This window comes from Oceaniserpentilla sp. 4NH20-0058, assembly GCF_040371755.1.
Classification (GTDB): domain Bacteria; phylum Pseudomonadota; class Gammaproteobacteria; order Pseudomonadales; family Oceanobacteraceae; genus Bermanella.
Map to the genome: position 1 here is coordinate 25,928 of NZ_BAABWE010000004.1, position 17,312 is coordinate 43,239.

Genomic DNA, 17,312 nt, shown 5'->3' on the forward strand with positions numbered 1-17,312 from the left:
CCCTTTATTTTTAATGAGCCATCCACATGCGTTATTTGTTTTTATTGGCTGCCATCACCTTAAGCGGTTGTGGTCAAAAAGGGGCGTTATATTTACCTAAAGACGCGCCTAAGCCAGCGCAAGCACAGGTGGAAACCACAACCGAGGGTCAGCCTCAAGGCTAAGAATTGATATGACAGATGTGTTTGATTACCAAAACGGTGAATTATTTGCTGAAGGCTGTGCCGTTAGTGACTTAGCCGACCAGTTCGGAACCCCTTTGTATGTGTATTCACGCAAAGCGTTTAGTGACCACTATCTAGCCTATGCCGAAGCCCTAAAAGGCCAAGATGCCCTAGTGTGTTATGCGGTAAAAGCCAACTCTAACATTGCGGTGTTAAATGTTTTGGCCAAGCTGGGTGCAGGCTTTGATATTGTATCTGTGGGCGAACTTGAGCGTGTGTTGAAAGCAGGAGGCGAGCCCGCTAAATGTGTGTTTTCTGGTGTGGCAAAAACCGCCGATGAAATGCGTCGTGCCCTTGCAGTGGGTGTGCATTGCTTCAATGTAGAAAGCGCGGCCGAGCTTGAGCGCTTAAACGATGTAGCGGTGGATATGGGTGTGAAAGCCCCAGTGTCATTACGTGTTAACCCAGACGTAGATGCGCAAACTCACCCGTATATATCAACGGGCTTAAAAGAAAACAAATTTGGTGTGGACATCGACACTGCCAAAGAAGTGTATGCCCGTGCCAATGAATTAGCCGGCATTGAGATCAAAGGGGTGGATTGCCACATTGGCTCGCAGCTTACGCAAATTGCCCCTTACCTAGATGCCCTTGATCGTGTATTGGCATTAATTGATGATTTAAAAACCCAAGGTATCGAGCTTGAGCATATCGACCTTGGTGGCGGCTTAGGTGTGACTTACGATGATGAAGTGCCACCAACACCACAAGATTTTGCCGATGCGGTATTGCCAAAACTAGCGGGTCGCAATTTAAAATTAGTATTAGAGCCGGGTCGCTCCATTGCGGCTAACGCGGGTATCTTTGTTACCCAAGTTGAGTTTTTGAAAAACAATGGGGACAAACATTTTGCCATTATCGATGGCGGCATGAACGATTTGATTCGCCCGTCTTTGTACAGTGCATGGCAGCGTATTGTTGAAGTACAGCCGCGCACTAAGACTGAAAAACAGTCTTATGATGTGGTTGGACCTGTGTGTGAAACCGGTGACTTTTTAGGTAAAGACCGCGAGCTTGCATTGCAATCTGGCGATTTATTAGCGGTGATGAGTTCTGGCGCTTATGGTTTTGTGATGGCGTCTAACTACAATACCCGAAACAAGCCTGCTGAATTAATGGTCGATGGCGATAAGGTGCACTTAATTCGTCGTCGCGAAACCATTTCAGATCAGTTAATGTTAGAAACATTAATTTCAGAATAAGGCCAAATACATGCTTTTACGTTTTAGCAAAATGCACGGTCTAGGCAACGACTTCATGGTGGTTGACCTTGTTACTCAGCATTTTGCATTTCGTCCTGAATTGGTTCGCCAGTTAAGTGATCGTCAGTTTGGGATAGGTTTTGATCAACTGCTGATTGTTGAGACGCCAAGCAACCCAGACGTGGATTTTCGCTATCGTATTTTTAATGCCGATGGTTCAGAGGTTGAACAGTGTGGTAACGGCGCTCGCTGTTTTGCACGCTTTGTACATGACGCACGCTTAACCGCTAAAAACCCTATTAAAGTAGAAACCAACTCCGGCATCATTGAACTGAACATCGAAAACGACGGTGACGTGGTGGTGAACATGGGCAAAGCTCGTTTTACACCAAGTGATTTACCGTTTGATGTCCCAACACAATTAGACCAATACACAATGGATGTGCCATTTAACGATGGCAATTACCAAGCCTTAGTGGGTGCGGTTTCCATGGGTAATCCTCACTGTGTGATGCTGGTGGATGATATTCACAGTGACATCGTCAACCAAGTTGGCCCTAAAATCGAAAGCCATGAACTATTTCCAAAACGTGTTAATGCGGGTTTCATGCAGATTAAAAATCGTCATGAAATGGATTTGCGTGTTTATGAGCGCGGTGCTGGCTGGACACTGGCCTGTGGCACAGGGGCATGCGCTGCTATGGTCATTGCCCATAAGTGGGGGCTGGTGGATGACGAAGTTCAAGTGAATCTACCCGGTGGCTCCCTGACCATCTGTTGGGATGGTGAGGGTGATGTGATAATGAAGGGGCCGGCAGAAAGAGTCTTCGAAGGCCGCATCCAGGTTTAAGCGAGTTGCGTTGTCAGAGCGGTGTTAAAAAGTTTACTCAAGATCCTCAAGTGCTAAAGCACGTTCCGGTCTTTCGCAAACTGTTTGCCTTGCTCTGACTGCCTCACAAACGCGTAAACTTTGAAGTGAGTGTTTGATTGGGGTTTTGGCACTTTCACTTCATGTAACGAAACAATGTAGGTCGGGTTTAAACCCGACAATGCGTTAAGCAAAAAAAGCAACAAAGAAGGACAACATGGAAAAAAAGAAACAGGATAAAGGTCAGCTAAATGAGCGCGATGTGGCGGCTTATTTGAAGCAGCGTCCTGACTTTTTTCGTCACTATCCTGAAATTGTTTCACAGTTAGATATTCCTCACGAAACCGGTGCCACGGTTTCTTTGGTGGAGCATCAAAGTAAAATTCTGCGTGAAAAAAATAAAGAGCTTCATGAGCGCCTTCAAGGCCTTGTGGATAATGCCCGTCGTAATGATCGCTTGTTCGAGCAAACTCGCCAACTTACTTTAGATTTATTAGATGCTCAATCCATTGAAGAAGTAGAGCAATCCTTGCAACAAGCCATGACGGCTTTATACGAGGTCGACCACGCTTGTATCACGTTGTTTGTGCCCGCTGTGACTATGCAAAGTGTTACCGAGGTGGAAATGCAAGACCAACTGGTGCGCCACTTTGGACGTAAACAAGCATTTTGTGGTCAGTTAAGTGATGATCAAATGGAACTATTTTTCCATGAAAACAGCTCAGTTGGCTCCATGGCTGCTTGTCTTCTAAAAAACGATTTAGGTATTTTAGCGTTAGGCCATAAAGACAATGACTACTTTAAAAGTAATATGGATACTTTATTTTTAGATTACGTCAGTGAAATTATTAGCCGCCGTTTAGATATCTTGTTGTAATTTATGATTCAAAAAATCATGCCCAAGGGAATTAAAGTGATCAGTTTTGATCTGGATGATACCCTTTGGAGCGGCCCACAGGTGATTCGTCATGCCGAAGCCGTCATGCAAAATTGGATGGCTGAACATACACCAAGAGTGCTTTCGCAATTTAATGGGGAGCAATTTCTAGAAAAGAAAATTCAGTTTATTAAGCAAAATCCGCAGCTTAAAAATAAAATCAGCTTGTCTCGGCAGGTATTTTTGCAACAGTTATTTTCTGAATTAGGTTACAAAAATGCCGAAACCCTATCACAAGATTGTTTTCATGCCTTTTATCATGCACGACAAAACGTCACATTATTTGATGATGTGCTATCAACCTTAGATGCACTCAAGCAAAACTATCGCTTAATTTCTATTACCAATGGCAATGCCGATGTTCAACTCACACCACTAGCGAATGCCTTTGAATTATCATTGGTGGCGGAGCACTTTGAGCGGCCTAAACCCCATGATGATATTTTTCTTCATGCCCTTGAGCAGTTAAAGTGCGAGCCTCACGAGGTGTTACATGTGGGGGATCACCCTGTGCATGATGTGCAAGGTGCCCATGAAATTGGTATGAAGACGTGCTGGTTAAATGATGGTAGCCGTCAGTGGACACTGCCGTTTGATGCTCATCTCACCATCTCTCATGTGCGCGAACTTTTGAGGGTTTAATAGCGACGAGCAAATTCAGCCATTAGGCTTTTTGCGGGAGTGGGTAGCTGGTTTTGTTCAACCAATTCAGGGTCAAACGCCTGCATGGTGTCTTGAGGTACAGTTTGATGATGACAGGCAGTAGCACCAAGTAAAAGGGTTATGATCGCCATGGCTTTCATATACGGCATCCTTTGTTAATCAGTGCCTTAAAGATAATCCCTTTCGATGAAATTCCCATAAGTATTAAACCAGTCTGAGAGCCAGCCCACAAAGAGGTTGGTTTTAAAAACCTGACGTTTTAAAGGAAAATGTTTATAGAATCAGTCCTTTTAAACCAGCGCCATTCCTTCTTCATATAAGAGCTACACTTTATGTAATATTGGGGAGCTTATGAATCCATCACTAGAAACCTTGCTCAATAAAGTGTCAAAGTCTGCAGTGCTTGATCAAGGGGATCTAAAAGCGGCTGCTACCTTGGTGCTTGAGTCTGTTATGCAGGGGCTGAACGTCCAGCGTTGCGGTATCTGGTTATTCCAAGAGTCATTATCTGGTATATCGTGTTACCTGCTATTTGATACCTTTACAGGTTCCACCGTTGAAGATCTGGTTTTAAATCGAAAAGATTACCCCAAATATTTTGAAGCTCTAGAAGAAGCCCGCACCATTGCGGCAGACGATGCTGGACAGCATCCTGCCACATTTGAATTTAAAGAAAACTACCTAGATGTATTAGGTATTACGTCCATGTTAGATACTCCCATCAGGCATAGTGGCGACACAGTCGGCATTATTTGTTCGGAACACAGAGGTGAGGTAAGACAATGGAGCGATGATGAGAAGGTCTTCGCAGGGGTGTTGTCAGACTTATTTGGCCGCGCTATTAGTGCCAGTGAAAAGTTTGGTTACGAACAAAAGTTAATTGAGACCAATAAATCACTTGAAGAAAAAGTGGCTAAGCGAACGAAGCATTTAGAACAAACCATTGAAGAGATGAAGACATTACAGTCCCAGTTAATAGAAAGCGAAAAAATGGCTTCTCTTGGTAACATGGTTGCGGGCATTGCCCATGAGGTGAATACGCCGTTAGGTATTGCGCTAACGGCGTCATCTCATTTAAAAGATGGTTTAAATAAATTAGATAAAGATTTTTCACAAAATGCCATCACCAAGGATGGCTTGCGTAATTTTTTAAGTACATCCGGTGATGCAGTGAATCTAGTAGAGAATAACTTGAGTCGTGCAGCCACGCTCATCTCAAATTTTAAAAGAACCAGTGCAGATCAAAATCATTTTGAATTTGAAGATATCAACTTAAAAACTTATATACAAAAAACATTGACCACCTTAGTGCCCATAACAAAAAAGAAAAAAGTTTTAATTGATATAGAAGGTGACGATGTAAATAAAACTACGTTACCGGGAGCCATTGCTCAAATTATTACTAATCTTGTTAGCAATAGCTGTATTCATGGGTTTGCTAATATGACGGAACAGCCAAAAATTCTTATTCAAATAAATGAAGTTAAAGATAAGGTTCAGCTTATTTTTAAGGATAATGGCTGTGGCATGAGTGATGAACAAAAACAAAAAGCGTTTGATCCATTTTATACCACTAAACGTGGACAAGGGGGGACGGGTCTAGGCTTGTCAATTGTCTACACCTTGGTAACACAAAACCTCAATGGAAAAATTTCACTGCTTCCTTCTGAGAAAAATGGTTTAGGGTTTGAACTAATTTTTTAACCGCTGCCATAATTGCCCAATGAGTTCATGTACCGCCCGTTCTGATTGATATAAACCATCTGCGTTGAATTTTAAATCCATATAAGGTTTATCTTTTGCTAAATAGAATGTGGGCGCGGGAATAGTATTGACGCTTGCTTGTTGAAAATAATAAGCGGCACGGGCCATATGACTAGCACTGGTCACCAATGCCACAGGGGCATTGTCGACAAGTTGTTTGACTGCAATGGCTTCGTCGTGAGTATCTTTAGGTTCGCTCAGTACCGTTATACGGCTTGGTTGTATGCCAAGGGTAATAGCGGCGGCAGCGTATACCTCTGCGCAGCTTTGATTGTTTTTCCCTGCGTATCCACTCACGATTAAATGAGCATTAGGCTGTTTTTTGGCAATACGTAGGCCTTCCATTAATCGCGCCCTTGCACTGCTAGATAGCTGCTCAATGGGACTTAATCGCTTATCGCCAATTACTTCGTTACCTAATACCACGATGTAATCCACGGCACTACCATTAAAAGTTGGGTAGGCATTTTCAATGGGCGCTAACAGGGTTCGGCTAGTTGGTTGCCAGCTAAATACAATCAACAAAACAAGGCTCAAACTGGCAAAAACCTTAGCCAGTTTTTGGTATTTATTTAGCCAGAATAATATGACGGCAACCGTTAACAAGGCCACGCAAATACTTAATGGCATGAGCCAAAAGCCGATGACTTTTTTAATAAAAAAACCAAGCTCAAGCATGAGTTATTTTTGAACCTTAGCTTGTCCAACCGCGCGCTGATCAGACGCCGCAGTGACATGACCACTTTGTTTATTAAACAAAATTGCATGCATATTGCCGTATGTACGGCCTACATCTTTTAATTGATGCCCTTTCGCTTGTAGTGCTTGTTTGATCTCTTGTGAAAAGGTATCCGGCTCGTGTTGAATCACATCAGGCAGGTATTGATGATGGAAACGTTTTTTGTTCACCCAGTCTTCAACGGGCTTACCTTGTAAGTGTTCTAACATGCCTAAAAAAACCATGGTGATGATACGACTGCCACCGGGTGTGCCTAGAATCGCGACTTGGCCATCACTTTCTACAAAGCTTGGCGTCATGCTGGAAAGCGGGCGTTTTTCAGGGGCGATGGCATTGGCTTCGTTGCCCACTAAACCATAAGCATTGGGTACACCGGGTTTTGATGAAAAGTCGTCCATTTCATTATTGAGTAATACCCCTGTGCCTTTGGCTAGGTATGCGCTCCCAAACGGAAGGTTGATACTCAATGTTGCGGCCACGCGGTTACCTTGTTTGTCGATAACACTTAAATGAGTGGTATGAAAACCTTCATAAATTTGTACCTGTGAGCCAAGGGTTTTACTGTCTGTGGCTTTTTCCATATTAATCGAGCTGGCCAGTTTTTGATTGTAGGCTTTATTAAGTAAACGTCTTTGTGGCACGTTTACAAAGTCTGAATCTCCTAAGTAATGAGCGCGGTCAAAATAAGCGCGACGCATGACTTCTGACAATAAGTGGATTTGATCCGCTTCGCTTAGGGTTTTCCAATCTAATTTAGGTTGTAGGCTTTCAAGCATGTTGAGCATTTGACCAATAGCAATGCCGCCAGAACTAGGTGGCGGTGAACTAATGATGGTTTGCTCTTGATATTGGCTAACCACAGGGCCACGTTCAACAATGTTGTATTTTGCTAAGTCGGCCAGTTGCCAAATGCCGCCGTTTTTTTGCACCTCGTTGACTAATTTTTTAGCGACTTCCCCTTTGTAAAACCCATCAAAACCGTGTTTAGCAATGGCGGTTAATGTATTGGCAAGATCAGGCTGTTTAATAATGAAGCCTTCCTTTGGTACTTGGCCGTTATCTAAAAATGTGGCGGCAGCATCTGGGTATTGGTTTAAGGCATCTTGGCGGTAGTTGGCAAGCTTGATGTAGTGGTGATCAATGGCAAAACCGCGCTTGGCAATTTTGATGGCACTGGCCAATGATTCTTCTAGCGGCAATGCACCGTACTCTTTTGCTAAATGAGCAAATGCGGCGGCTTGGCCGGGAATGCCAGCGGCCATTGGGCCATTAATGGAAAGTTTGGGGATAATATTACCGTCTTTATCTAGGTACATATCGCGGTGGGCTTTCAGTGGCGCTTTTTCACGGGCATCGACAAATACGTTTTTGTTTTGCTTAGCATCGTGTAGCAACCAAAAGCCGCCACCGCCCATGCCTGCACTGTAAGGCTCTACAACCGCTAATACGGCAGCCGTCGCGACTGCGGCATCAAAGGCATTGCCGCCCTTGTTTAAAATGTTGATACCGGCTTGTGTGGCTAACGGATGGGCAGACGCCACCGCCCCGTTTTTGGGTAAAACAGTGTCAGAGGCGTGGGCGGTAAATGACAATAATGCGGTGACAAAAATAAGCGAGCTGGCTGTTAACAAACCCTTCATAAGAACCTCCATTTTAAAGAGGGCATATCTAATCACACTCTGGCATAAATTTGTATGAAACAGTCTAAACAATGCTAATTGTTTGTGCTTAAGGGAGTGCTAAGGCGGTTTTAGTTTGCTTAATCATGGCATCTGATATTTAGCGGCTAGCTTTGATTCAAACCAAGCTCTCGCTGCTTCTTTTTGGTTAAACCTAAGGAAGCTAAGTAATGAGAGGCTTCGATATAATATTTAAGCTGTTCGTCTGTATTGTGGCTGGTTGCGTATTGTTGAATCCATTTCATGCCCCGTGATGCCATATAGGGGGCCGGACGAAACCCATTGGCATCACGCAAAATTTCATAATCTAAATCAGAGGCTTTGAACGTGAAGGCAGGTTCATTGGTCTTTTCCCAACCTCCAATCGCAAATACTTTGCCGCCGACTTTCCATAAATGAGAATTACCCCATTGCACGATATAAGTTGTTGCTTTTAGTGAGCCGCAAAAATGATTGAATTCATCGTAGGTCATGGCGTAGCTTTGTATTTTTTCAAGATTAAAAATCGCCATCTTAATTGGCGGTAGCGATAAAAAACGTGAGCATACAGCCAAATTAAGGGTGTAACCCATGGGTTTTCGTAAGCTGATGGGTTACGATTTCGCTGCGCTCAATCTAACGCCATCCTACTTCTGATGTTTGGTATTTATGTAATGTAATAAAAAACCGCTGGTGTTGCCACAAGCGGTTCTCATCATGCAAAGACATCTCACATCAGCTCTTCTTGCGTCTCTTCGTTGTCTGGGTCCAGCGGGATACAGTTAACAGAAAAATTAACCGAAAAATTAAGACAGCCACGATAAATAGTACCCCATATAGCGAATGAATCGAGATACCCAATGACAGTATGTTTTTTCAGTGGCATAGGATAAACCCTTGGAGTGATAAATAAGCGATAGCGGTTTTTAAAACTCATGGATGCTCTATCTATTGTCCGCCTTGTATCAATAATATGCATAGATTTTCTTTTTATGCTGTATTGGAATTGAAAGAAAAATTGTTTCAAAAAAATAAAATAAATGAATAAAAAGCCTTAATAGTTATTTTGGATATACGTCGTACGACGCGTATCTGGTGATAAACAGTTACACGACGTATATCAGAAATCAGGAATGATTAAGCTGATAATCAGTCAAAAGTGCTAGTTGTAAAAAAGATAAGAGAATTAATGGGTTACGATTGTGTGGTTGATCTACTGTGACGTAAAAAAAGTGGGTTGGAATTGACGAAGATACGCCATTTGCCTCATGATTGCTGGCTTATATAAGAAAGTGTGGCGTAAAGTGTCCCGGCAAACACGTCATCTATAAAAAGCGTCATGCGACGTTGAATAAACTGTTAGCTGTCAACGATTATTACATCGGAGAGAATAATGAAATCTATTGGAATATTACTTTGTTTGGTGTCAACACTCGCATTTGGGGATACTCTTAAAGCTCCAAAGGATGCAAGAGTTTTGGCTGACAAGATGGTTAAATCTTTTGTAAAAACCGAGTTCAAAGAAGGTCTAGATCTTGCGAAGCCTTATTGGCCATTAAATCAAGTTGAAGTTGATGGTTTGGCAAATCAAATATCTACACAGTGGCCTCTTGTAGATCAGCGTTTTGGAAAAAGTACGGGATATGAATTTGTGCAAGAAGAGCGCATTGGAAATTCATTCATTCGTTATTACTATGTACATAAATTTCAAAATCACGCTATTTATTGGCAGCTCACATTTTACAAACCAGAAGATAGCTGGTTGGTAAATGGGGTCACCTTTAAAGACAACTTAGATATATTATTCCAGGTTGTAGAGTAAGCAGCTAACAAAGTGCTCAAGCCGACCAATTACACTCCGTTTGGTTTTGTGCGAGGAAAATATTCGCACAAAACACAAACTCCGTTCCATGCCGGCTTAGCACGGCGTTGAGACTGTAGAAAAACCCCATTTCCTTTATGAATTTTGATAAAATGCACCTTCGCATACGGAGGTGTGGAAATGCCTAAATTTATTCCCTACAACTACGACCAAACTTCTATGGTCGTGATTAATTTTAAAGATCAGCTTCAACCCGGTACGTTTGAGTATGCGGTTCATTATTTAATTAATGAAAAACTCGATCTTTCTATCTTCTACCCAAATTACGATAATAATGAAGGGGGTCGTCCCGCTTATGATCCGGCCATTCTATTAAAAATTATTTTATTTGCGTACTCCAAAGGCATAACATCGAGCCGTGAAATTCAATGGTGCTGTGAAACCAATATCATATTCAAAGCATTATCTTGCGATACAGTACCGCATTTCACCACCATTGCTGCTTTTGTCAGTGGTAATACTTCAGAAATCGAACATCTATTTGAACAAGTATTATTGATTTGTCACGAACAGGGTTTGCTGGGGAATGAATTGTTTGCCATAGACGGCTGTAAAATGTCATCTAATGCTGCAAAAGAATGGTCAGGCACATTCAAAGAATTAGAAGAGAAGCGAGCCAAGATAAAGCGACTGATTAATCATCATGTAAGTGAACATAAAAAAATAGATAAGCATGAATCCCTAGGAGAAGAGCGGACTAAACGAGCTGAGCAAGCAATTGAAACCCTTTCAAAAGCACACGATAAAATAGATCAATTTCTAAAGACGTCTAACCCAAGGATGGGGCAAGGCAAGCGAATCAAGGAAGTTAAAAGCAATATCACTGATAATCAATCTGCCAAGATGACCACCAGTAAAGGCACAATCCAAGGTTACAATGGCGTAGCGACGGTTGATAAGAAGCACCAGATTATTATTGATGCCCAAGCCTTCGGAGAAGGGCAAGAACATCATACATTAAGACCGATTATTGAAAAGATTCAAGATAAATATCAACGTCTTAATATCAGTGAAAATATCTATAAAGACAAAACCATCGTTACAGCAGACACTGGCTTTGCGAACGAAGCGAATATGAAATACCTGTATGAATCGGGTGTTAATGCTTACGTGCCGGATAATCAGTTTAGAAGTCGTGACCCTAAATTTTCCGAACAGAAAAAGAAATACGGTAAGCGCCATCAAAATGACAAATTATTCAGACACCCATTATAGCGACATTAAATATTTACGGATCGCGTAAATATCTAAATTGTTATTTGAAGTGAGATTGGATGGCTAAAAAACGCGAACAGGTTGAATTTCAAGACTTATAGTAGAAATCACCGTTAATGACAGGCAGGGGGTTGCCGTTTGAGTTGGCATTTGCAGTGAAAACTCAGGTGGTTACCTAGGTTAAAAGCATTTCGCAGTTTTTGAAGGCGGGTCTTCGTTTTCGATTAAGCAACTTGGTCGCTTTATTAAGGATATTAGGTTCGCCCACCAAATCCTTAAAGTTCTGTTCAAACTCTTGTGTCATGGTGAGCCAGTTTTCAGGTTCAATGCCTAAACGGTTGAGAATATCAGGTAGGTTCTTCTCAATATGGCCCCGTTTATCTTCACGAATGGCTCGGCCTGTTATATCAATTAAGGCTAAATAATCGGTTAACCGAAAGGGTAGTCCGTCAGGCATGTTGTTTCTGGGGTTACCCGCAAACGGCATGAGTTTAGATACTTGTTGTTTAGGGTGGTTAGGTTGATGGGCGAGTTTCGCATTTTCAGCTCGAGCTTTTACCGATGTATGTTCTGATGTTTCAGGTGTTTTTGCCATTTTTGCTCGTACGGGATTTAAATCGACATAAGCCATACAAGCGGCGAGGGCTTTTTCATCAAGCAGGGCTTGAGATTTAAAACGACCTTCCCAGAAACGGCCAGTGCATCGATCTTCATAGTTGGCTTGCCGTGCTATTTTTTCATTAAGACGACCAATAAACCAACCAATGTCCATTAATCGGGCTCGCCATTTTTCTATAAACTCTTGAAGTTTTTCGAATTCCGCTTTTGAAAAATTAGGGTCACTTAAATAACGTTGGCTGAGGGCGTTGCCTTTGTACAGCTTATGCCAGCGATCAATAACCTCATCAATATCCCAGCTCTCAGCTTGTTTTTGATTGACGTGTAACACCACATGGTAGTGGTTGGACATGATGGCATAGGCGGCAATATCAATGGCAAAGACTTGTGCTTGGTTTAATAACTCATTTTCAAGCCAAGCTCGCCTGTGTTCGTAGCTCACTTCATCATGGCTGTCATAACCACATAAAAATGCCCGACGCACACAGCGTGACACACAGTGATAATAAGACGTAGCCTCAAGGCTCACCTGTTCCTTCCTTGGTTTTGGCATATTCACTCCTCCGATATTTTAAATATGATGGAGCCGTTGATGATTGTGAATACGAAGTTTGTACGAATGATCAAATATCGGCCTATACGAACTAGGTATAATTTCTTATCATGGGTGTCTGAATTTCTTATGAATTTCTTATCATGGGTGTCTGAATAATTTCCACTTTAACCCAAAAGTCACCCCAAAATTTCCGCAGGTTAACGCGGCGTTATAACTTTAGGAGAACTCTGTGAGTTTAGGTGCACCTTCATCAGGTATTAGATGGAAAGACTATCAGATAGATACGCCTACGTTTCAATTAAGCCCTGTTGAAAAACCAGATATGTCTCCTTTTCTCTTTCATATGACAGGGAAGAAACAAATCTTATCAATTTTAGATCCAGATTCTAATAACATTCCAGATAATCATGGTTTTCTGAGATCTTGTGTTCCTGAGGCGACAAGTCAGGAGAGTCATTACAATGCTGAAGTCGTTTGCTTTTCAGAATCGCCAACATTTGCATTAGACTTCTTTCGCCATAGAAGTTTCAAAAGGTGGCGAGATGATCAATCTTATGGAATTGGCTTTGATAAAAGTGCTCTTTCAACTTTGGGAGCTCGCCCATGTATTTATGCTGAAGAGCAATTAAAGAATGACATAATTGTATTGAAAGAAAGATTAGATACTGTAGAAATTGATGACCCTGTAATTAAAGAACGATTGCCGTCCTTGATATCTGCGGCTTACCCTTTGATTATGCCGTTATTAGAAAATACCCATACACAAGGTTTTATGTGGGAGCGTGAATGGAGGTATGTAAATAATGCTAATGGTGGTTTGCAGTTTCCTTTAGATTCAATTCGGGTTATTTGCTGTCCTGAAAATGAAGAAAAGGAGATAAAACAAAAGTTAGGTGATTATGCTGCACAAATTGAATTTGTCAGATCTTGGCGCGAATACAACGAAGTTACTAATTATCTTAAAAGCCGCAAAAAAGAGATGCATATTCCGCAAAAAAACTTTTATAGTGATGATAAAGAGTATCTAGATTCGCTAGAAGAACAATTGGAAAATCATAGTAAGGTATTTCATAAAATTGATGCGTTTAAAAGCTTTATTGAATCAATAGAAAGTAAAGGGGACTCAACGAATGAGGCTCTTAGTGAGTTGCAAAATACAATGGATATGATGCTATCCCAAATACGGAACCTTAAAGAAAAGTTATAACAAGTTGCTTAAACGGACAAAAACAGCTGGCTTTTGCTCGTTCCTCGCTAATTATAGCCAGCTATTTTATTACCGCTTAGCAAAGCGTTAAATATATGGAATATATAGAGAATCATAAATTCATAAGCTTGCTTGTTGTCGCGTTTATCGTTTTTTGGTTAGTCCAATCTGCGATGATCACTAATCATGTTCTAAATTGGACTATTGAATCGAGCATTATTAAAGTAACTAAATTACTTCTAGTCTGGTGCCTTCCCCCTATACCAATGTTGTACTGGAGTTATAAGTATAATATTTGGATTTTTGGTAGCGGAGGTGGAAGTGGTGGGCCAGACAGTGATAATTATACTGGCTTTTCAGGGCATGATGGTGGCGGCGATTAGGGCTGCTAAAATATGTAACAAAATAATTAAGTTCGTTACTTTCAGTCCCCGACTGACTTCGTTCGCGGCTTATTGTAAGCGTTATATTTTAAAAGTTTCGGAGTCACCAATTCCGTATGTTGCTTAGTAGGGGGCTAAAGGGCGATACCTTGTCTAGAGCAGGAACTCGAAATTTGGGCTGGTTGTGCCTGCGGTGCGTAGCATGGGTTAGCACCGAAGCGTAACCCATGGGTTTTCGTAAGCTGATGGGTTACGATTTCGCTGCGCTCAATCTAACGCCATCCTACTTCCGATGTTTGGTATTTATGTAATGTAATAAAAAACCGCTGGTGTTGCCACAAGCGGTTCTCATCATGCAAAGACATCTCACATCTCACGCAGTCAGTTTTTCGTATTTTTCCATCAGTTCTTCTTGTGTCTCTTCGTTGTCTGGGTCCAGCGGGATACAGTCAACAGGGCATACTAGCTGACACTGAGGTTCGTCATAGTGGCCCACACACTCGGTGCATTTACTTGGGTCGATCTCGTAGATTTCTTCCCCTTCGCTGATGGCTTCATTTGGGCACTCTGGCTCACAAACGTCACAGTTGATGCAATCATCAGTAATGATTAATGCCATACATTACTCCTTGGAATGTTAAAGGCGAATTCATCGCTTTATTTTAGCGGCTGAATTTCTTTAGTAGTTGTTTTTCCACTTCTGGATGTACAAATTTTTTCACATCACCACTTAAACGTGCGATTTCACGAATAAGGGTCGAGCTAATATACGAATGACGTTCATCAGGTGTTAAGAATACCGTTTCTACGTCTGGGGCCAATGAGCGGTTCATATTGGCTAATTGAAATTCGTATTCAAAGTCGGATACGGCGCGCAAGCCTCGTAACAGTACTTGTGCGTCTTGTTCTTTAACAAAGTGAGCCAATAGTGTGTTAAAGCCTTTCACTTCTACATTGGGTATGTGAGAGAGTACTTCGCGAGCCAAGTTGCAACGTTGCTCAAGATCAAACAATGGCTTTTTATTTGGGCTTTCAGCCACGGCGACCACCACATGGTCAAACATGCGGGCGGCACGTTCTACAAGATCGGTGTGTCCATTTGTAATGGGGTCAAACGTACCGGGATAGATCACTTTTATCATGAAGTCTGCCTTGGGGCGGGGTTCTTAGGCGGCATGTTAATCAATTTAGCCATAGCACTCAACATAAGTGAGCACTATGGATGCTTTTTTAAGCTTGTTTAATGTTAGCAGCTAAGTTTGATGATTGCTTTAACGCCATGGCATATATGGATAATTGTGGGTTTGCGCCAATGCTGGTGGGGAACACTGAGCCATCAATCACATAGAGATTATCTGCATGATGGAAGCGCCCTTGGCTGTTAACCACGGCTTGCTGAGGGTCTTCACCCATGGCGCAGCCACCCATTAAGTGAGCCGTCAAAATCCGTTGACGGTGCAGCTCATATGGCAGTTGATCAATGGCGGTTTTGCAGTCTTTTAGGTTTGAGTAAAACTGACCGTCATGATGTATTGGATAGACGCTTTTTGCCCCTGCGGCGAATTGCAGCTCGGCCATAACATGGTAGGCCTTGCGAAAGCCTTTCCAAATGTAATCGGTAATGGGGTAGTCCAGTACGGGTTTGCCGCCGCCGTCTAGCTCGATGGTGCCCCCTTGGCTTTCCTCATGAAAACCATCTCTTAGTAGGGCGATGATGCTTTGTGAGTGCGGTAGGTCTTCCATGGTTTTGGTGAGTTGCATGCCATGAAATCCGATAATTTGTGCGCCCATGCTAGGTTGTAACGGCGGTACTTCTAACTTAAAGCCCATATCGCCGTCGGTATTCCATTGGAACTGATCGGAATAGATGGACTGTGGCGCGCCGTGAAACGGGTTAACGGTGTCAGGCATGTTTGCCAGCGTGGCATTCACAGGGTGAATCATGGTGCGCTTACCTATGCGCTGGTGTGGGTCGGGTGCGTCAGAGCGTAACAGCAAGCCGGGGTTATTTATGGCACCGCCCGCTAAGACAATATGAGGTGCTTTAAAGCGCAAGCGAACCCCTGTTGGTGTTTTGCCGTCTTTGCCTAAGGCTAAGCATTCTACGGATTCTGCTTTGTGTTCAGAGAAGACAATGCGCTCGGCGCTGCAACGATAATAAAGGCTAGCGCCGTTTTTTAAGGTTTCAGGCACAGTAGTGACCAGCATGCTTTGTTTGGCGTTGGTTGGGCAGCCTGTACCGCAATACCCTAAGTCCCAGCAACCAGATACGTTACGAGGTATGACTGCCCAACTCCAATTTTTGGCTTCACAGCCTTTTTTTAAGATATCGTTGTTGGCGTTAGGAGGCATGGCCCACTTTTCAACGTTGAGGCGTTTTTCCATTTGCTCGAAATACGGGGTCATTTCCTCGGGAGTAAAACCCTGTACGGCATGGTGCTTACCCCAATGCTCCAGTGTGGTGTTAGGCGTGCGAAAGCTGGATGTCCAGTTTACAACGGTTGTGCCACCTACTGCGCGGCCTTGAAAGATGGCTATGGCACCGTCTTTGGTGGCTCGTCCGGCCCCTTCTTGATATAAGTCGCCATAGGCTTGTAGTTCGTCCATGTTGAAATTGTCAGAGGTAAATAGGCCTCCTTCTTCAATCATGACGACGTTAAGGCCAGCTTGGCTTAATACTTCTGCACTGACACCACCGCCAGCCCCTGTGCCGATGATGATGACATCGGCTTCTATGGTTTGGTTTTGCTGTAATTGAGCGGCATCAGTAATGTCCCAGTTTTCGCTTTGGGCGCGCTGCTTAAAAATATCTGGAATGGCCATGTTAGTTCACCGAATTATTTTTAGTGATTAGCACGTCTGGGTAGAGTGGCCCGGGGTAACCAGTTTTTAGCCAAGCTTCCGGTAGGCCATACCAAGAGGCGGCAATCAGCTTATTTAAGCCGTTGTATCCAAGATTGAATAAGCTTACCGAGCTGTCACGCCAGCGTTGTAGAAAGTGTTCAATTTCAGCTTCACTGGCGTTTTCCCATTTACTCCAAACTCCGGTGGTTAAACCGCGGCTTAAACCAAAATTCAACAAGGTGAATAACTCTTGAACCTGTTTAATGTTATGAGGGCCAAACTTGGCTAGGCCGCCATCTATGATTAACAATACCTGCTGTATGGCATCCGCTTGTTCGTTGACTGTGGTTGGAAAGTGGCCTTTCAACATGACCGGCATAATGGCAGTTAGTAATGTGCGATCACTTTCTCGCAAAATGAGCCATTTGCTGTTTGCTGGAAGTGAGTCACTACAGCCACTTAAAGTAGCCGTGAGACTGGTGACGGTTAGGGCCGCTGAGCTGGCGGCACCTAATTTTAGAAAATCACGTCTATTCATATGAGCCGTCTTTT

The 17,312-nt window shown here is 42.8% G+C and carries 18 protein-coding genes and 1 pseudogene; 9 read left to right on the plus strand and 10 right to left on the minus strand.

The features are described from left to right. The first annotated feature begins 26 nt into the window (after nucleotides 1–26). The 5 genes from lptM (at nucleotide 27) to ABWV45_RS06780 (ending at nucleotide 3,873) form a co-directional block, all read left to right on the plus strand. The gene (gene lptM / locus ABWV45_RS06760; RefSeq protein ID WP_353349970.1) at nucleotides 27–164 is read left to right on the plus strand and encodes an LPS translocon maturation chaperone LptM; all 138 of its coding nucleotides are present in this window, start codon (nucleotides 27–29) and stop codon (nucleotides 162–164) included. Between the two features lie 8 nt (nucleotides 165–172). Continuing rightward, nucleotides 173–1,426 carry a diaminopimelate decarboxylase gene (gene lysA / locus ABWV45_RS06765; protein ID WP_353349972.1) on the plus strand — a complete coding sequence of 418 codons (1,254 nt, stop codon included), beginning with the start codon at nucleotides 173–175 and terminating at the stop codon, nucleotides 1,424–1,426. A 10-nt stretch (nucleotides 1,427–1,436) separates the two neighbouring features. Beyond that, a complete protein-coding gene (gene dapF, locus ABWV45_RS06770; RefSeq protein ID WP_353349974.1) occupies nucleotides 1,437–2,276 on the plus strand; it encodes a diaminopimelate epimerase in 840 nt (279 codons plus the stop codon). 235 nt (nucleotides 2,277–2,511) lie between these two features. Further along, the gene (locus ABWV45_RS06775) at nucleotides 2,512–3,171 is read left to right on the plus strand and encodes a DUF484 family protein (protein ID WP_353349976.1); all 660 of its coding nucleotides are present in this window, start codon (nucleotides 2,512–2,514) and stop codon (nucleotides 3,169–3,171) included. A 36-nt stretch (nucleotides 3,172–3,207) separates the two neighbouring features. Beyond that, nucleotides 3,208–3,873, plus strand: a complete 666-nt coding sequence (locus ABWV45_RS06780; protein WP_353349978.1) for an HAD family hydrolase — start codon at nucleotides 3,208–3,210, stop codon at nucleotides 3,871–3,873. Here the strand turns inward: ABWV45_RS06780 and ABWV45_RS06785 are convergent. Next, a complete protein-coding gene (locus tag ABWV45_RS06785; RefSeq protein ID WP_353349980.1) occupies nucleotides 3,870–4,034 on the minus strand; it encodes a hypothetical protein in 165 nt (54 codons plus the stop codon). The genes ABWV45_RS06780 and ABWV45_RS06785 overlap by 4 nt on opposite strands. Before the next feature lie 211 nt (nucleotides 4,035–4,245). Here ABWV45_RS06785 and ABWV45_RS06790 point away from each other — a divergent pair, with 211 nt between their 5' ends. After that, nucleotides 4,246–5,598: a sensor histidine kinase gene (locus ABWV45_RS06790; protein WP_353349982.1), complete on the plus strand. Its 1,353-nt coding sequence runs from the start codon at nucleotides 4,246–4,248 to the stop codon at nucleotides 5,596–5,598. Here ABWV45_RS06790 and elyC read toward each other — a convergent pair. From elyC to ABWV45_RS15520, 4 genes are all read right to left on the minus strand, one after another. Then, complete coding sequence (gene elyC, locus ABWV45_RS06795) at nucleotides 5,587–6,336, minus strand: envelope biogenesis factor ElyC (RefSeq protein ID WP_353349984.1); 750 nt, start codon at nucleotides 6,334–6,336, stop codon at nucleotides 5,587–5,589. The genes ABWV45_RS06790 and elyC overlap by 12 nt on opposite strands. 3 nt (nucleotides 6,337–6,339) lie before the next feature. Beyond that, nucleotides 6,340–8,037: a gamma-glutamyltransferase gene (gene ggt, locus ABWV45_RS06800; protein ID WP_353349986.1), complete on the minus strand. Its 1,698-nt coding sequence runs from the start codon at nucleotides 8,035–8,037 to the stop codon at nucleotides 6,340–6,342. Nucleotides 8,038–8,183: 146 nt separating this feature from the next. Next, nucleotides 8,184–8,549, minus strand: a complete 366-nt coding sequence (locus ABWV45_RS06805; protein WP_353349988.1) for an MmcQ/YjbR family DNA-binding protein — start codon at nucleotides 8,547–8,549, stop codon at nucleotides 8,184–8,186. Between the two features lie 236 nt (nucleotides 8,550–8,785). After that, nucleotides 8,786–9,034, minus strand: a complete 249-nt coding sequence (locus tag ABWV45_RS15520; RefSeq protein ID WP_502914667.1) for a hypothetical protein — start codon at nucleotides 9,032–9,034, stop codon at nucleotides 8,786–8,788. 414 nt (nucleotides 9,035–9,448) lie between these two features. Here ABWV45_RS15520 and ABWV45_RS06815 point away from each other — a divergent pair, with 414 nt between their 5' ends. Both ABWV45_RS06815 and ABWV45_RS06820 read left to right on the plus strand, forming a co-directional pair. Continuing rightward, entirely contained in the window at nucleotides 9,449–9,877 is a 429-nt protein-coding gene (locus tag ABWV45_RS06815) for a hypothetical protein (protein WP_353349990.1), read from the plus strand. Between the two features lie 180 nt (nucleotides 9,878–10,057). Further along, nucleotides 10,058–11,143, plus strand: a pseudogene (locus ABWV45_RS06820) (transposase); the annotation flags it as partial. 184 nt (nucleotides 11,144–11,327) lie between these two features. Here ABWV45_RS06820 and ABWV45_RS06825 read toward each other — a convergent pair. Continuing rightward, on the minus strand, nucleotides 11,328–12,323 hold the full coding sequence (locus ABWV45_RS06825) for an alpha-amylase family glycosyl hydrolase (RefSeq protein ID WP_353349994.1): 996 nt from the start codon (nucleotides 12,321–12,323) through the stop codon (nucleotides 11,328–11,330). Nucleotides 12,324–12,555: 232 nt separating this feature from the next. On the opposite strand from ABWV45_RS06825, the gene ABWV45_RS06830 reads away from it, so the two are divergent. Continuing rightward, nucleotides 12,556–13,533 (plus strand): hypothetical protein, encoded by a 978-nt coding sequence (locus ABWV45_RS06830; protein ID WP_353349996.1) that lies wholly within the window; start codon nucleotides 12,556–12,558, stop codon nucleotides 13,531–13,533. Between the two features lie 756 nt (nucleotides 13,534–14,289). On the opposite strand, the gene ABWV45_RS06835 is transcribed toward ABWV45_RS06830, so the two are convergent. From ABWV45_RS06835 to ABWV45_RS06850, 4 genes are all read right to left on the minus strand, one after another. After that, entirely contained in the window at nucleotides 14,290–14,535 is a 246-nt protein-coding gene (locus ABWV45_RS06835; protein ID WP_353349998.1) for a YfhL family 4Fe-4S dicluster ferredoxin, read from the minus strand. 43 nt (nucleotides 14,536–14,578) lie between these two features. Further along, complete coding sequence (gene coaD, locus ABWV45_RS06840; protein ID WP_353350000.1) at nucleotides 14,579–15,058, minus strand: pantetheine-phosphate adenylyltransferase; 480 nt, start codon at nucleotides 15,056–15,058, stop codon at nucleotides 14,579–14,581. An 88-nt stretch (nucleotides 15,059–15,146) separates the two neighbouring features. Further along, nucleotides 15,147–16,739 (minus strand): GMC family oxidoreductase, encoded by a 1,593-nt coding sequence (locus ABWV45_RS06845; protein ID WP_353350002.1) that lies wholly within the window; start codon nucleotides 16,737–16,739, stop codon nucleotides 15,147–15,149. Nucleotide 16,740: 1 nt separating this feature from the next. Further along, complete coding sequence (locus ABWV45_RS06850; protein ID WP_353350004.1) at nucleotides 16,741–17,298, minus strand: twin-arginine translocation signal domain-containing protein; 558 nt, start codon at nucleotides 17,296–17,298, stop codon at nucleotides 16,741–16,743. Between the last annotated feature and the right edge of the window lie 14 nt (nucleotides 17,299–17,312).

Bases quoted from the DNA above. Each gene is read 5' to 3' on its own strand.
- lptM (WP_353349970.1), top strand. From the start codon at position 27: ATGCGTTATTTGTTTTTATTGGCTGCCATCACCTTAAGCGGTTGTGGT.
- lysA (WP_353349972.1), top strand. From the start codon at position 173: ATGACAGATGTGTTTGATTACCAAAACGGTGAATTATTTGCTGAAGGC.
- dapF (WP_353349974.1), top strand. From the start codon at position 1,437: ATGCTTTTACGTTTTAGCAAAATGCACGGTCTAGGCAACGACTTCATG.
- ABWV45_RS06775 (WP_353349976.1), top strand. From the start codon at position 2,512: ATGGAAAAAAAGAAACAGGATAAAGGTCAGCTAAATGAGCGCGATGTG.
- ABWV45_RS06785 (WP_353349980.1), bottom strand. From the start codon at position 4,034: ATGAAAGCCATGGCGATCATAACCCTTTTACTTGGTGCTACTGCCTGT.
- ABWV45_RS06790 (WP_353349982.1), top strand. From the start codon at position 4,246: ATGAATCCATCACTAGAAACCTTGCTCAATAAAGTGTCAAAGTCTGCA.
- elyC (WP_353349984.1), bottom strand. From the start codon at position 6,336: ATGCTTGAGCTTGGTTTTTTTATTAAAAAAGTCATCGGCTTTTGGCTC.
- ggt (WP_353349986.1), bottom strand. From the start codon at position 8,037: ATGAAGGGTTTGTTAACAGCCAGCTCGCTTATTTTTGTCACCGCATTA.
- ABWV45_RS06805 (WP_353349988.1), bottom strand. From the start codon at position 8,549: ATGACCTACGATGAATTCAATCATTTTTGCGGCTCACTAAAAGCAACA.
- ABWV45_RS15520 (WP_502914667.1), bottom strand. From the start codon at position 9,034: ATGCATATTATTGATACAAGGCGGACAATAGATAGAGCATCCATGAGT.
- ABWV45_RS06815 (WP_353349990.1), top strand. From the start codon at position 9,449: ATGAAATCTATTGGAATATTACTTTGTTTGGTGTCAACACTCGCATTT.
- ABWV45_RS06825 (WP_353349994.1), bottom strand. From the start codon at position 12,323: ATGCCAAAACCAAGGAAGGAACAGGTGAGCCTTGAGGCTACGTCTTAT.
- ABWV45_RS06835 (WP_353349998.1), bottom strand. From the start codon at position 14,535: ATGGCATTAATCATTACTGATGATTGCATCAACTGTGACGTTTGTGAG.
- coaD (WP_353350000.1), bottom strand. From the start codon at position 15,058: ATGATAAAAGTGATCTATCCCGGTACGTTTGACCCCATTACAAATGGA.
- ABWV45_RS06845 (WP_353350002.1), bottom strand. From the start codon at position 16,739: ATGGCCATTCCAGATATTTTTAAGCAGCGCGCCCAAAGCGAAAACTGG.
- ABWV45_RS06850 (WP_353350004.1), bottom strand. From the start codon at position 17,298: ATGAATAGACGTGATTTTCTAAAATTAGGTGCCGCCAGCTCAGCGGCC.